General features: G+C 40.1%; 12 protein-coding genes. 2 read left to right on the top strand and 10 right to left on the bottom strand.

All coding sequences use genetic code 11. From position 1 onward, the window contains the following. Positions 1 to 145: 145 nt before the first annotated feature. The 3 genes from pyc to glsA all read right to left on the bottom strand — a co-directional run bounded on the left by pyc (position 146) and on the right by glsA (position 5378). Positions 146 to 3595 (bottom strand): pyruvate carboxylase, encoded by a 3450-nt coding sequence (pyc, locus tag FZF09_RS05070; protein ID WP_158735500.1) that lies wholly within the window; start codon positions 3593 to 3595, stop codon positions 146 to 148. A 475-nt stretch (positions 3596 to 4070) separates the two neighbouring features. Continuing rightward, positions 4071 to 4337, bottom strand: coding sequence for an Fpa/YlaN family protein (locus FZF09_RS05075; RefSeq protein ID WP_091583199.1), 267 nt, complete (start codon positions 4335 to 4337; stop codon positions 4071 to 4073). Positions 4338 to 4442: 105 nt separating this feature from the next. Beyond that, on the bottom strand, positions 4443 to 5378 hold the full coding sequence (gene glsA / locus FZF09_RS05080; RefSeq protein WP_158735501.1) for a glutaminase A: 936 nt from the start codon (positions 5376 to 5378) through the stop codon (positions 4443 to 4445). 257 nt (positions 5379 to 5635) lie between these two features. On the opposite strand from glsA, the gene FZF09_RS05085 reads away from it, so the two are divergent. Next, on the top strand, positions 5636 to 6145 hold the full coding sequence (locus tag FZF09_RS05085; RefSeq protein WP_158735502.1) for an RNA-binding protein: 510 nt from the start codon (positions 5636 to 5638) through the stop codon (positions 6143 to 6145). Between the two features lie 270 nt (positions 6146 to 6415). Here the strand turns inward: FZF09_RS05085 and FZF09_RS05090 are convergent, their stop codons facing one another. Then, complete coding sequence (locus tag FZF09_RS05090; protein WP_158735503.1) at positions 6416 to 7744, bottom strand: PhoH family protein; 1329 nt, start codon at positions 7742 to 7744, stop codon at positions 6416 to 6418. A gap of 237 nt (positions 7745 to 7981) precedes the next feature. Beyond that, on the bottom strand, positions 7982 to 8437 hold the full coding sequence (locus FZF09_RS05095) for a pyridoxamine 5'-phosphate oxidase family protein (protein ID WP_158735504.1): 456 nt from the start codon (positions 8435 to 8437) through the stop codon (positions 7982 to 7984). 223 nt (positions 8438 to 8660) lie between these two features. Here FZF09_RS05095 and FZF09_RS05100 point away from each other — a divergent pair, with 223 nt between their 5' ends. After that, positions 8661 to 8858 (top strand): YlaI family protein, encoded by a 198-nt coding sequence (locus FZF09_RS05100; RefSeq protein ID WP_158735505.1) that lies wholly within the window; start codon positions 8661 to 8663, stop codon positions 8856 to 8858. A gap of 109 nt (positions 8859 to 8967) precedes the next feature. Here FZF09_RS05100 and FZF09_RS05105 read toward each other — a convergent pair whose 3' ends face one another. From FZF09_RS05105 to FZF09_RS05125, 5 genes are all read right to left on the bottom strand, one after another. Continuing rightward, on the bottom strand, positions 8968 to 9942 hold the full coding sequence (locus FZF09_RS05105) for a phosphotriesterase family protein (RefSeq protein ID WP_158735506.1): 975 nt from the start codon (positions 9940 to 9942) through the stop codon (positions 8968 to 8970). Between the two features lie 11 nt (positions 9943 to 9953). Further along, positions 9954 to 11621 (bottom strand): long-chain-fatty-acid--CoA ligase, encoded by a 1668-nt coding sequence (locus FZF09_RS05110; RefSeq protein ID WP_158735507.1) that lies wholly within the window; start codon positions 11619 to 11621, stop codon positions 9954 to 9956. 20 nt (positions 11622 to 11641) lie between these two features. Then, positions 11642 to 13297, bottom strand: coding sequence for a class I adenylate-forming enzyme family protein (locus FZF09_RS05115; RefSeq protein ID WP_158735508.1), 1656 nt, complete (start codon positions 13295 to 13297; stop codon positions 11642 to 11644). 59 nt (positions 13298 to 13356) lie between these two features. Continuing rightward, complete coding sequence (locus FZF09_RS05120) at positions 13357 to 13524, bottom strand: hypothetical protein (RefSeq protein WP_158735509.1); 168 nt, start codon at positions 13522 to 13524, stop codon at positions 13357 to 13359. 309 nt (positions 13525 to 13833) lie between these two features. Then, positions 13834 to 14817, bottom strand: a complete 984-nt coding sequence (locus tag FZF09_RS05125; protein WP_158735510.1) for a quinone oxidoreductase family protein — start codon at positions 14815 to 14817, stop codon at positions 13834 to 13836.

Genomic DNA, 14817 nt, shown 5'->3' on the forward strand with positions numbered 1-14817 from the left:
CCCACCCATACCATTCTAAACCATTATGAATTTTCCTTCTTTTGATATGTAGAAAAACTGAAAACTCGGTTGCCGCCGAGTCACTATGGCGGAAGTCACAAAAAGGCTGTCCTCTCACTAGGAGGGACAGCCTGCTGTAATCTAATTAATTTTCAAGTTCAATTAATAGATCGCCGGATTCAATCGTATCACCATCGGAAACATGAACGTTTTTCACTTCTCCATCAAATGGAGCTTGTACAGTCGTCTCCATTTTCATAGCCTCTGTGATCATAAGATGATCGCCTTTTTTCACTTTTTCTCCTTTTTCAACGAGCTTTTTGACAACGGTTCCTGGCATAGATGCACCAATTTGGTTTGGATTCGTTTTATCGACTTTCGGACGATCCGTGTCTGCTGTTTTTACATTTTGGTCTTTAATTACCACTTCACGCGGCTGTCCATTCAGCTCGAAATAAACAATTCGATTTCCGTTGTCCTGCGGTTTAGAAATGGAAATAAGTTTCACAATTAATGTTTTTCCTTGTTCAATTTCTACTTCAATTTCTTCACCTAAACGCAAACCGTAAAAGAATGTTGGTGTGTCAAGTACTGAGACATCTCCAAACTGTTGGCGGAAACGTTCAAAATCCATAAACACTTTCGGATAAAGAGCATAGGAGATCATATCATGGCTCGTTACTTGACGATCCAGTTTATGATACAAATCTTCTTTTACCTCTTGGAAGTTCACCGGCTCTAATCTTTCTCCTGGACGGTGTGTTATTGCTTCTCTTCCTTTTAATATAATTTGCTGTAATTCTTTCGGGAAACCTTGATATGGCTGGCCAAGAAAGCCTTGGAAAAATTCAACGACTGAATCTGGAAAATCAAGGTTTTCACCTTTTTCATAAATGTCATCTTCGGTTAGATCATTTTGAACCATGTATAATGCCATATCTCCGACTACTTTGGAGGATGGTGTTACTTTTACTACATCACCAAACATGTCGTTTACGCGACGGTACATTTTCTTTACTTCATTCCAGCGGCCCTTTAAGCCAACTGCTTTTGCTTGCTGTTGTAAATTACTGTATTGCCCGCCCGGCATTTCATGTTCATATACTTCTGTGTGCGGCGCATTCATTCCGCTTTCAAATCCTTGATAATATTTACGGGTATAATCCCAATATTCACTAAGCTGCTCAAGAGCTTTTATATCAATGTCCGGCTGACGATCTGTTCCCTTTAATGCATAGTAAAGGCTGTTGGCACTTGGCTGAGAAGTAAGCCCTGCCATAGAACTTGCCGCCACATCTACAATATCTACACCTGCTTCAACGGCCCGTGCATACGAGAGAATACCGTTACCGCTTGTATCATGGGTATGCAGATGAATCGGAATATCAATGGTTTCCTTCAACTCAGAAATCAACTGATACGCAGCTTCCGGCTTCAATAAGCCTGCCATATCTTTGATTCCTAAAATATGAGCACCGGAGTCTTGCAATTGTTTGGCAAGATTTTTATAGTAATTCAAGTCATATTTATCCCGTTTCGGATCAAGAATATCACCCGTATAACACATGGAAGCTTCTGCAATTTTGTCTTGTTCACGTACTTCATTGATAGCAAGCTTCATGCCTTCTACCCAGTTAAGAGAATCAAAGATCCGGAAAACGTCTATACCTGCAGCAGCTGATTTTTCAACGAATTCTTTGATGACATTATCAGGGTAGTTTTTATATCCTACCGCGTTAGAAGCACGAAGGAGCATTTGGAAAAGCATATTAGGCATTTTTTCTCTAAGTTCTATGAGACGCTCCCACGGATCTTCATGTAAAAATCTCATAGACACATCAAACGTAGCTCCTCCCCACATTTCAGAAGAGAAAAGATTAGGGAGCAATCTAGATGTCGGCTCTGCTATTTTCTTTAAATCGTGGGTCCGAAAACGAGTGGCAAGCAAGGATTGATGGGCATCACGGAAAGTGGTATCCGTAAGCAATACTTCTTTTTGATTTTTCACCCATTCAGCTAATCCTTCCGGACCTTTTTCGTCTAGTATTTGCTTTGTGCCATTAGGAAAAGGCTCACTATGTTTAATTTTAGGAATCTCAGGCTTTTCAAATATTGGTTTTTTCTCTTGTTCAAGACCTGGATAACCGTTAATAATCGTTTCACCAATAAAGGTCAGCATTTTCGTTCCGCGGTCTTTTCGTTTCGGAAATACGAACAGTTCTGGAGTAGAATCGATGAAAGATGTATTGTATTCACCGGTTAAAAACTGTTCATGCTGAACGACATTTTCTAAAAATGCTATGTTTGTTTTAATACCGCGGATTCGGAATTCGCGAAGGTTACGGAGCATTTTAGCTGCAGCACCTTCAAAAGTAAGCGACCATGTTGATACTTTTACAAGCAGCGAGTCGTAGTGCGGTGTAATCACGGCACCTTGAAAACCGTTACCCGCATCAAGGCGTACACCAAAGCCGCCGCTGGAACGATAAGCCATGATTTTTCCTGTATCCGGGAAGAAATTATTGGCTGGATCTTCCGTTGTTACACGGGACTGAATCGCATAACCATTTGTAGTGATCTTATCCTGGCTTGGAATCCCAATTTCAGCACCGTGAAGGGATTTTCCAGCTGCGATATACAACTGTGTTTGGACAATATCCACCCCGGTTACCATTTCTGTAATTGTATGCTCTACCTGCACACGTGGATTTACCTCGATAAAGTAAAATTCGCCGTCTGGGTTGACGAGGAATTCAACGGTTCCAGCGTTTACGTAATTAATGTTCTCCGCCAGCTTTAATGCTGCGTTACAAATGTTTTCTCGAAGTTCCTGGCTTAAAGACACACTTGGAGCGATTTCAACTACCTTCTGGTGACGGCGCTGCACAGAACAGTCTCTGTCATATAAGTGAACGATGTTGCCTTCTTTATCCCCAAGAATCTGTACTTCAATATGTTTTGGATTTTCAATGAATTTTTCAACGTAGACTTCATCGCTGCCAAATGAAGATTTCGCCTCAGAGCGAGCGCGGTCATATGCTTCCTCTAATGCTTCGGGACTGCGAACAATACGCATCCCGCGGCCGCCGCCGCCAAGAGCCGCTTTAATAATAAACGGAAAACCATTTTCATCAGCAAATTTCTTTACTTCTTCCAATCCTGATACTGGTCCGTCACTTCCCGGAATGACAGGCAGTTCAGCTTTTATAGCCGTTTCTCTGGCTCTTACTTTATCCCCGAACATATGAAGGTGTTCGGTACCTGGTCCAATGAAAATGATTCCTTCCTCTATACAACGTTCTGCGAAATGAAGGTTTTCTGATAAAAAGCCGTAACCTGGATGGATTGCATCCACGTCATTGCTTTTCGCTGTTTCAATAATGCTTTCAATATCCAGATATGCATCGATCGGCTTTTTTCCTTCACCGATTAAATATGCTTCATCTGCTTTGTAGCGGTGAAATGCACTGGAGTCTTCTTTGGAATAAACCGCAACAGTACGAATATGCAATTCTGTACAAGCCCGGAAAATCCTGATTGCTATTTCTCCGCGGTTAGCTACTAGTACTTTTTTTATGTTGCCTATGCCATTCATACAATTCCTCCTTGGTATAATTGCTCTCCACTCAGTCAATAATTCATTCAATTAAATTTTGTGTTTTTATTTTCGTTGACTGACAATTCTAAATATAAATTATCATAACACGTCTTGAGAATCTGTCAAAAAGTTAGTTTGTAAAAATAGGCGTAAAATATTATGGTTACATGCATTTTCATGCCTTTTTCAAACTTTTTTTAAAAATATCAACGCACAGGTCATTCTATCGAAGCTTTTGCTATTTCTATCTGCCTGCTTATTATTTAACATTAATAGGAGTTTAATTATAATTCCGCCGGTTTCCTATTCGTTTCTCATGCACCCTTAATGTATTATCACGTTTAGTTCTTCAAAAAAGAAGGATGAAGCTAGATGCAGATTAAATATTTTCAAGATCGTTATTCACCATCGAAAAAATTATTTCTTGAAAATAAAAAAACCAAGCTACTCTTTAGAATAGCCTGGCTTTTTTCTATTTACCAACGGTGGCTTCATGAAATGCTGCCAGTTTCCGTTCAAGTTCAGAGAGGATATACTTTCCAGTTTCCTCATCAATTAAATTTAAACGAATGGCAAAGTCAATTTCACGGGAAAGGCCAAACATTTGCGTATCCAAAACCTCTTCATAAAGAGGACACTGGGGCATAGTGAGATTATCCATTTGTACTTCGATTAATTTCCGGATCTTTTCTGCGTCGGCTTTAAGCAGAGCGTATGCTTTCTCGCTATGTTCGGTCATCGCCTTCACGCTCAAGGTGATCCCTCCTACTCGTTAACTCCCTGTCCCTATCTTATCCGTTATGTGAAAAAAATGCAAGATAACTCTTATTGTTCGAGAAAATTTTTACGAAAATATGCTCAAGCTATATTTTTCTGCTAACGTTTCTAACAGCTTCAACCCGGCTGCGCTGTTGCCTTTTTTATCTAGCGGAGGACTGATGATTCCCATTCCTGTGCCATCCGGAAGAGCAGCAACGAGTGCTCCAGATACGCCGCTTTTCGCTGGTATACCTGCTTTAATTGCAAATTCTCCGGATGCATTATACATACCGCACGTGACCATAAACGTTTTAACAATTCTGGCTATCCGCGGAGGTATTATATTTCTGCCGCTATTTGGATCCCTGCCTTTCTTACCAATAACACTCCCTATACGAGCCAGATCTTTGCAAGTTAACTGAATCGAGCATTGTTTAATATATACGTCAAGAAGAGACTCCATATCACCATCAATCACATCATGACTTTTCATGAAATAACTTAATGCTCTATTTAAATCAGCATTTTCCCGCTCCGATGCTGCTGTTTTTTCGCACACGGAAATAGAGGGGTTATCTGTCAATTCATGAATAAATGTTAACAGCCTGCCAATTTTTTCGTCTCCTGAATTTCCCGCTATCAAGCTAGTTACGGCTATAGCTCCTGCGTTAATCATTGGATTAAGTGGTTTCGATGGTTTTTCTTCTTCTAGTGCTTCAATGGTGTGAAACGGATCGCCAGTCGGCTCCATTCCTACTTTCGAAAAAACCTTTTTTTCTCCGTGGTCCATTAGCGCGAGAGCTAAACTAATTATTTTCGAAACACTTTGAAGGGTAAATAAATAGTCGGCGTGACCAGCAGCAACGATATGCTCATCTTTATAAACCGCACATCCAAAAAGATCTGGGTTCATTTGATTTAATTCTGGTATGTATGTCGGCATGCTGCCTGTTTTTGCATAAGGTTGTATCGTTTGCAGCAATGATTCTAATTCATTTTTTTCAATAAAAAGACGGCTCATGGGTCCCCTCCTTTTGAGTCGTAAGGAAATAGTATATTGCTTGTATATTGTAAACGAGTTTGCTTGTTCTCATACTCTCTTAAAATTATGTTAGGATTAACAATGATGTGTTTTTACATGGTTTGAAAAGAATACGTTTTATTGGTAAACCGTATAAGCAATCAGCGGCATTCAGATAACATATGAATGCCTTCGCTGCCTGGCGGTTCCCTTTACAAGGCGACAAGCTAAGTTTTTTATTTAGGAGGAGAGAAGACATGGACTTTATCGTTATGATTAATGGAAACGTTAAACATACAATAACGATTGACCCGACTGTGTGGATATTTGATGACCGCAAAATCGACCTGAACACATGGACGGGGGAAGAAAACAGGAAAAGTGATGAAATGGAACAGTATAAAAAAGACATCTCTAAACAGTGGGATAAAGAAATAACCGAAGGAGCACAGCTGCCAAAACGCAACCAAACCAATCGCATTCGAACAAAAAAGGAAGAACTGATCAATGGTACGTTTGGTATCCCTTTTGCTTCCTTTTTAAAAAATGCTGAACCTGCTTCTGATGCAGCAAAAGTAGTAGTAGAGACAAACGGCGGTAATGAGACCGACCATATCGTCTCACTTGAAGAGGCATCTCAATTTGTGATTGGTTTTTCCGAAGATGGTAAACCATTAAAAGAAACAGGACCGGTTCACGTATACTTTGGCGACGGCAGTAATAAAGAAAACCCCATCACGCATGTAAATGGATTTAAGATTGTTTAATGGAAATCATGGTCTGCATAGAAAATAAAAAGGTTATCCTCACAAGACGTTTTTCTAAAGTGATAACCTTTTTTGAAACTTTTCGCCTAGCAGTGGAATATCAACGAAACCTCATTTAGGACTTTCGACACATTCCTATTCACCCGAAATTGAAACCAGCCATCACGATGTCTGTTTCAAACAAACAAAAGCCTGCTGTGATATTTATGTCACAACAGGCTTTTCCACTTAAGGGCTTTTAGGTCCACACTTATCTCGTCTTTTAAAAGATTATAAAAGATCTGCTGCAAGCTGCGCTAATCCTGATCTTTCCCCTTTTTCAAGCTTAACATGACCACTGATTGCTTGATCTTTAAACATTTCCACTACATACGCAAGACCGTTATTTAATTCATCGAGATAAGGATGATCAATCTGAGCGGGGTCTCCCATAAACACAATTTTACTGCCTTCTCCAACTCTCGTTAAAATGGTTTTCACTTCATGCTTCGTTAAATTTTGTGCTTCATCGATGATGATAAATTGATCAGGAATGCTTCTTCCGCGTATATACGTTAATGCTTCGACCTGGATAGAACCCATCCCCGCTAATATTTGATCGAGCTCTCCAGGTTTTTTCGTATTAAACAAATATTCAAGATTATCAAATACCGGCTGCATCCACGGCCGAAGTTTTTCTTCTTTTTCTCCAGGCAAAAAACCAATATCTTTTCCCATCGGAACAACCGGTCTTGCAACAAGCAGTTTATTGTATCTGCCCATATCTTCTGTCTGCAGTAAACCCGCAGCAAGAGAGAGCAGCGTTTTACCTGTACCAGCTTTCCCAGTCAAAGTTACAAGCGGTATATCTTCTCTTAATAAAAGTTCAAGCGCCATTTTCTGTTCTACATTTCGCGGTTTAATCCCCCACACATGTTCAGGCTCTTTGGCAAAAGGCTTGACCAACTTTCCTGTTTCATCCACTTTTGCCACAGCAGAAGCAGGAGTGCCCAAGGCATCTTTTAAAACGATAAATTGGTGGGGATACAGTCTTTCTTTTTCTAACATACTGACAGGCAATTCTTGGTTTTCGTAAAATTGATTGAGAACATCTTTTGATACTTCCTGATAGAGCTTGCCTTTATAAATATTGTCATACTCGGTGACACGATCGCTGAGAAAATCTTCGGCAACCATTCCAAGCGCATCGGCTTTCACTCGTACTAAAGCATCTTTACTTACAATAATAACTTTTTTTGCTGGGTCAGAAGCTTGCAGCTCTGATTGTAAATTCATCGCCACAGCTAAAATTCGATTATCATTCGTTACCTCAATAAATGTTTCTTTGAGATATTGAAGAGAACGGTGATTTAGTTCTACTCTTACCGTGCCTCCATTTTCTAAAGGAATACCTTCATGAAGCTTTCCTTGATTACGGAGCCGGTCCAGCATTCTCGAGAATTGTCTTGCATTCCTTCCAATTTCATCCATATATCTTTTTTTGGAATCAATTTCTTCTAATACAACCGCTGGTATAACCACCTCATTATCTTCAAATTGAAATATGGCACGGGGATCCTGCAAAAACACGTTTGTATCTATCACATATACCTTTTTCAATATATTTCCTCCCCACTGGATAATAAACCTCTTTTCCCTTTTATCGGGGGACTCTAAAAGAGTTACTTCGGAGGATGCGAAAAAAATTGTACTTATTCTTTCTTATGCTTCAACTTGGACAAAGTTGACGGCAAAAAGGAGATAGATGAAAGAAATCTTTATATTATTTTATTCTTTTACCTTTTACTTTAAACTCATTGAAATAACAAAAAGGACCTAACCTGGTATAAAGCCGGACTAAGCCCTTTTCATTTCTTCCATTACTTGATTATCTAATTTAACAGCTGCTTCTGCATCATACGTTTTTTCATAATTTGGTTTAGAAATCATTTTAGCTCCATAAAACATAACATCCCGTACTTCTTGAACGGTACATTCCACCAATGCTAATTTGATAGGTACATCATCCATTTTTTCTTTTAGAATAGTGCCCTCGCCTGAAATGGCATACGTCGTACCATCGGCAATAAATGAAATAACTAATCCACTATTGTTTTTTAAATTTTCTACGATTCTCGAACGATTGTCTACCGAAAAACGAATAGTGGACTCATCGGGGGCATAAACCCAGGATATCGCGTTAACATTTGGGGCACCTGATTCATAATCTACGGTTGCAATCGATACAAATGTTTCTTGACGCAATAATGTGAGTAATTCTTCAGATAGTGAAGTATCTACCCTATTTGCCATGTCTAGACCTCCTGTCTTATCCAGGTTCATTCAGTGAAGACGAAAATGAAGAAAACTCCATTTTACTTATCATATTACGACAGACAGCCGGTTAATTCCTTTTTTTATGCGGGAATTTTCTTTTAAGGCAAGTTATCAGTGTGTTATATATTTTCTGCACGTGCCCATGTTATAATGAAGCATGCTTAGGAGTTTCTTTCACGTAATATTGGAGTGTGAAAAAATGAAAGTGAAATGCGTATTGTGTGATAGTATTAACGACCTTAATGATAAAAATCCGCTTGCGAAAAAACTGCGCAATCGGCCTATTCATACCTATATGTGTGATGATTGCAATGAACGTATTGACAAACGAACAAAAGAAAGATGGGAGAGCGGATTTAAACCCTACCGGGACCCCAAACAAAATGATGATTGGTAAGAACTGCCAGCTTATATCCTGTTAAGGTAAACAGAAAACATCGTGTTCGAAACCAGGACTGCAAATTGCAGTCCTGGTTTTATATACAAGAGCAAAAAGGGAAAAGGCGTTAATTAAAAAGAACTGCTGCATTTTTTTCGAATATAGTATCTAAAGTTTTTTCAGAAACTCCTCTTTTTTTTAGAGCAGGAGCAATGTTTTCAAATAAATGATCCGGACGCCAATGTTTGAGCTGCTGCTGCAGTTCTTCTGACAGGACCGGCGGACGCCCCCACCACACATTGACGGTGTCATGAGACAAAAATAGTTTGTTTTCGTACCCAGCTCCAAGAAGTTCAAGTAATACAGCCATTCTTTCCTCATCTTGGGGAGTACCGACAGCACCTTGCAGTCCAAAACGGTCTAATGCGATAAAAACACCTTGCTCTAATGTGTTAAGATGGTTCTGTATATTGGTTGTACCGCACATATGCCCAATGACAATACGAGCAGGATCTGCCCCTTTTTCTATAAGAAGTTCGGCCTGTTCAAACCCCATCGTTCCTTCCTGGGTGTGAGTCAGAAGTACAATGCCTGTTTCTTTCTGAACTTTAGCAGCTGCTTTAAAAAACATTTTTTCGTAATCTGTTATTTCTCCTCTGCTTGAGGCTAGCTTGATAATACCAGGCTTTATTCCTGTGCCTTCAATGCCATTATTAATTTCTTCCATGAACAATTCATATATTTCTTGTTCTGCATAACCGAGCGACTGGTGGAACTTAAAATAGGGTGTCGCTCCTTCGCCTTCATAATAATATCCGGTTGCACAAATAATATTCAGCCCTGTTTCCTCTGCAACAGCTTTTAGCAGCTTGACATCTCTTCCGCATTCATTTGGAGTTGGGTCAACTACCGTTTGGACACCATGTTTTTGCATGATTTCAGCAGCAGCTGTACCTTGTTTTACTTTTTCCGTAAAATTATACGTTCCTAATGTCATATCCCCTTGAAAACCAGGATAACCAAAGAAAAAATGTTCATGAATTAACGTTTTTCCGAGCTCGTTGGCATCCACCGGACCTATTACTGTTTCTATTTTTGCCATAATTAGCCCCCTTATTTTTGAAACTCTTTATCTTGCAAATGACGCCAAAGAATTTTTCCACTTGCCGTTTTCGGAAGTTCGTTAATAAACTCGATAATGGTGGGACTTTTATAGGCTGCCATTTTTTCTTTGGTCCACGCTATAATTTCTTCTTTTAGCTGTTCTTCATTTGAAACATTCTCTTTTGGAACAAGATAAGCTTTTACTGTTTCCCCGCTTCGCGGATGCGGGGCACCGACAATGCAAGCTTGTTCAATCACGGGATGGCTGTAAAGTTTTGCTTCCACTTCAGCCGGCCACACTTTGTACCCGGAAACGTTGATCATTCGCTTTTTTCGATCCACCATGAAAAAATAGCCATCCTCATCTTGATAGCCAATATCTCCTGTCCGGAAAAATCGTTTGCCATCCGCTTCAAAAAAGACTTTCTGATTTTCATCTGGCCTTTTCCAATATCCATCAAATACTTGCGGACCGTTAACCGCAATTTCTCCTTCAGCTCCAGCAGGGACTTCTTCTTCTGTTTCCTGATCAATAATCTTTACTGACACATCAAAGGAAGGAATACCTAAACATTGCAGTTTTGGCCGATCAGGAGGATTAAAATGAGTCTGCGATATTGTCTCGCTTAATCCATACCCTTCGCAATACGTAATTCCAGTTAATCTTTCTAGTTTTTCCCCTATTGCTTTTGGAAGCGGAGCTCCCCCGCCGCCTACAATCTTAAGAGAATGTAAATCTTTTTCTTCAATATCTGGCTTTGAAAGAAAATCAACAACCATTGTGCTGATGTTTATCCAATTTGTACATTGATAATATCCTAATAAATCTACAGCTGTGTTCCTATCCCAGCGCGTCATCAGCACCATGCTTGAACCTGTGTAAATAGGAGCATTCATACTATGCTGCATACCGGTTACATGAAAGAGCGGCAAAGACGTTAAATGTACGGCATCAGAAGTCATGCTCATCCAAGCAGCCGTACCGATAACATTGGCTTGAATGGTGCGATGGGTATGCATACACCCTTTTGGATTGCCCGTTGTACCAGACGTATATGGAAGACATGCCAGCTCATCTATATCAATTGGCACCGTTTCATACGTCAGGTTCGCTTGTTTTAGTGTATCCCAGCTGATAATTCGATTTTCTTTCTTGAGATGAGAAGAAGTCAGCTGCACTTCTTTTGGCAGGGAAAACCCTGAATCATTTGACTTAATAAAGTCACCATAAGAGGCCACGATAGTACATTTCAGCTCATTTTCTGTTAAAAGAGGGAGAACATTGGAGAGCAATTCCTGCCCGGCCATGACATAGCGTGCTTCACAGTCTTTTCGATAAAAGGAGATTTCTTCGGTTTTGTTCATTGGATTGACCGGTACCACTACTGCGCCTGCCATTAAAATGGCATAGTAGCTAATAATAAAAGAAGGCGAATTTTGCATATACAGTAAAATACGTTCTCCTTTTATGACATCGAGTTGTTTTTGCAAAAATGCAGCAGCTTCTAAAACTTGATCATATAATTCCTGGTACGTATACGTTGTCCCATAATAATGAAGAGCTGGTTTATCCGGATATTTTTCAACGGTTATTCGTAAATTATCGTGTATCCCAATGTTTGGAATGGTAAGAGTATGAGGCAGCCTTTTTGGCCAGAATTCTTTAAAGACTTCCATGTCACATGCTCCCTTCTTTATTAAGCTTTTTCGTTCTGCAGCGCCCTGCGAAGAATTTTTCCTGTACTGGTAGTTGGTAAAAATGAGCGAAATTCAATTTCGACTGGAACTTTATAAGCAGCCATATTTTCTTTAGCCCAGCGTTTGATATCTTTTTCATTAAGCCTTTCTTCTTTTCCAGGCTTAAGAACGATAAATGCTTTCACTGATTCTCCCTTTGTGTCATCTGGGATACCGATTACAGCCGACTGAGAGACAGCTGGATGCTGTTTTAATAACGTTTCTACCTCTTCTGGAAATACACTGTTTCCGGAACATTTAATCATTTCTTTTATTCGTCCTTCAACGAACAAGTATCCGTCTTCATCGACATAACCAACATCTCCTGTATAGACCCAGCCGTCTTTCAACGTTGCTGCTGTTGCTTGAAGACGATTCCAGTAACCTTTGAAAACCCCTGGATTTTTCACCGATATTTCGCCGTGTACGCCTGGTGGTAATGGCTCTTTCGATTCAAATCCTCTAATCACAATATCTGTATCTATAATTGGTTTGCCAACAGATCCAAATTTCACTTTTTCTTTTGGCATGTACGTATCTACGGTATGCGTTTCACTGAGTCCGTAAGCAGCTTCGAATAAGGTACTATTTGGCGCCAGTTTTTTCCAACGATAAGCCAGTTCTTCCGTAACCGGCATGCCAAAACTCGTACACATGTTGATACGTAAAGAAGTTAATTTTGGAGTAGTATTGTCTGTTAAAGACAAAATAGCTTCATTCATTGATGCAATGCTGTACCAGACCGTCACTTTATATTTTTGAAGCGCTTTCAAAACATCTTTCGGGTGAAAACGGGAAAACAATACACATGGCGAACTATTAAAGACGGGAATATTCACTCCCATGGTCATGCCAGCAATATGACAAAGCGGCATTACAGCAAGCCAGCTTTCTTCTTTTTGGATTTCGTTTGCTTGTACAAAAGCGGCAGTTTTAAAAAGAGCGTTTTTGAACGTCAGCATGGCAGCTTTAGGTCTCCCTGTCGTGCCAGAAGTAAATGCCATTAAAGCAATATCTTCATTAAAATCGATTTCTGCCGGCTTAACAGACAATAAGTCGTTTTTTTCCATGTCCGACCACGTTGTTTCTCTGCCTCTTTTTTTACATTTTATTGCCTTGAGTTCTTCGGGAAGCGAAAACTCCGTCTGTTCTGGTAAATAATCCGCATAATGAGCAACAAGCGTCCAATCTAAATAGGAAGAAAGAGACCGCACGACAGGAAGGAGTTCTTCTGAACAGCAAATTGCTCTTATTCCCGCTTCTTCGATTAAATATTCTAATTCATTTTCTTTATACATCGGGTTTAACGGACATACAATCGCACCAATATACTGCACTGCATAATGTGAAATGATATACTGTGGACAGTTTTGCATAAACAACCCAATACGGTCGCCTTTTTTCATGTTTTGCTTTTGAAAAAAACGAGCCGTTTTCTGCACCTCCTGCCATAATTCTTCCCAGCTTAATTCATATCCGTAATAAATATAAGCTGTTTTTGCAGGATGCTGCTGGGCATTTTTTTGTAAATAGGCATGCAAGGGTTTTGGACCAAAAGGGTAGAACGCTGTCTTGTTTTCAACCTCGGTCTGATTTTGCTCAGACGATAAAGACATAAGGTTACCTCCTTTTTCTTTAGAAGGACATTGTCCAATTGTCTAAACATCTTTTACTTTTAGGGGCGTCGCCTGCATTTGCTGTTTTTATGAACTATTATAAGAAAAACGCAAGCGCCTTGCTCACGAGCGACAAGTCCTGGAGGGTCGGCATATGGAAAGCTGATCTTTGCTTTCCATTGACGGACCGAAGGAATCTCGAGCGAGTAGGCGCTTGCGCTAGACATCAAAAACGCCAAATCTTTATCATTTCTTACCTTTTAAAAAGACCTTGTCTGCTGTAGTTCTTTTATTTCTCTATTAAAAATTAGCTGGCAGCTTTATAAGGAGTACTGTTAAACGTCCAATATTCCAGAAGAACCAGGGTCTTCTGTGTGCTGAAGATGCCTTCCATAAACGACATTAACCCTAACTTCCGGTCTAGTATCTGCTGCCGGCCTTCTTTCGAATACTAAAATAATATGAAATAATATAATATTATATTAGCAGTTTACCTTACCTTCCATAAACAGATATTTAATAGGGCATGTTCATTGTTAGGGAGTGAGAATAAGCTTCCCTTTTGTCTGCCGGCCTTGAAGTTTGCGGTGGACATCTACTGCCTCTTCTAATGGAAATACACCGCCAATTTCTAGTTTGATTTTACCGTCTTGAATATATTGTAATATCTCCTGAAGACTTTGCTGAAAGAGCTGCGGCTTTTTCATAATCTGCGGAAGAAAAAATCCGATGACACTTTTGTTTTCCGCCATTAATCGCGCTGGATTAAAACGCGGCTGTTTCCTGCTTGCTGTACCAAAATAAACCAACCGGCCAAAAGCAGCTAAGCAATCAATGGTTTGATGAAAAATGTCTCCTCCGACCATTTCGAGTGCTACGTCCACCCCTTTGTTATCCGCTGCTTGAAGAATTTCTTTTTCCCAGCCGTCTTTTGTGTAATCAACCGTCACATCAGCCCCAGCTTCTAGCGCAAGGTCACGCTTTTCGTTGGTGCTTGCGGTAGCAATAATTTTGCCTGCCCCAAAAATTTTTGCAAGCTGAACAGCAAAGAGACCAACACCACCGGCTGCGGCATGAACAAGTATAGATTCTCCTTGTTCCATTCGTCCCATCGTTTTAATCACGTGGTAGGCACTTAAACCTTGCAGCGGAATAGCAGCTGCGTGATTATCATCTACTCCTTCAGGAATAGGAATTAACCCTCTTTCATCAGCTATGGTGTATTGTGCATAACCGGTGGCATGTTTACCTCCCAGTAATGTGACAACCCTGTCGCCTTCTTTGAATCGAGTCACACCAGGTCCCGTCTTTTGAATGACGCCTGCTACTTCTGAGCCCGGCACATGTGGAAGAGGAACATCGGTTACATATTGTCCCTCTCTTCGCGCTGTATCCGCATAATTAACGCCAATAGCATTAATTTTTATTACTACTTGGTTTTCACCTGGATCCGGATTTTCAAGTTCAACAAGCTCTAGCACTTCTGGTCCGCCATACTCTGTAAATTGTATTGCTTTCAT

The organism is Alteribacillus sp. YIM 98480, assembly GCF_009765375.1.
GTDB lineage: Bacteria > Bacillota > Bacilli > Bacillales > Marinococcaceae > Alteribacillus.

Excerpts from the sequence above, each read along its gene's own strand:
- pyc (WP_158735500.1), bottom strand. The coding sequence starts at position 3,595 with ATGAATGGCATAGGCAACATAAAAAAAGTACTAGTAGCTAACCGCGGA.
- FZF09_RS05075 (WP_091583199.1), bottom strand. The coding sequence starts at position 4,337 with ATGACCGAACATAGCGAGAAAGCATACGCTCTGCTTAAAGCCGACGCA.
- glsA (WP_158735501.1), bottom strand. The coding sequence starts at position 5,378 with ATGAGCCGTCTTTTTATTGAAAAAAATGAATTAGAATCATTGCTGCAA.
- FZF09_RS05085 (WP_158735502.1), top strand. The coding sequence starts at position 5,636 with ATGGACTTTATCGTTATGATTAATGGAAACGTTAAACATACAATAACG.
- FZF09_RS05095 (WP_158735504.1), bottom strand. The coding sequence starts at position 8,437 with ATGGCAAATAGGGTAGATACTTCACTATCTGAAGAATTACTCACATTA.
- FZF09_RS05100 (WP_158735505.1), top strand. The coding sequence starts at position 8,661 with ATGAAAGTGAAATGCGTATTGTGTGATAGTATTAACGACCTTAATGAT.
- FZF09_RS05105 (WP_158735506.1), bottom strand. The coding sequence starts at position 9,942 with ATGGCAAAAATAGAAACAGTAATAGGTCCGGTGGATGCCAACGAGCTC.
- FZF09_RS05110 (WP_158735507.1), bottom strand. The coding sequence starts at position 11,621 with ATGGAAGTCTTTAAAGAATTCTGGCCAAAAAGGCTGCCTCATACTCTT.
- FZF09_RS05115 (WP_158735508.1), bottom strand. The coding sequence starts at position 13,297 with ATGTCTTTATCGTCTGAGCAAAATCAGACCGAGGTTGAAAACAAGACA.
- FZF09_RS05120 (WP_158735509.1), bottom strand. The coding sequence starts at position 13,524 with ATGTCTAGCGCAAGCGCCTACTCGCTCGAGATTCCTTCGGTCCGTCAA.
- FZF09_RS05125 (WP_158735510.1), bottom strand. The coding sequence starts at position 14,817 with ATGAAAGCAATACAATTTACAGAGTATGGCGGACCAGAAGTGCTAGAG.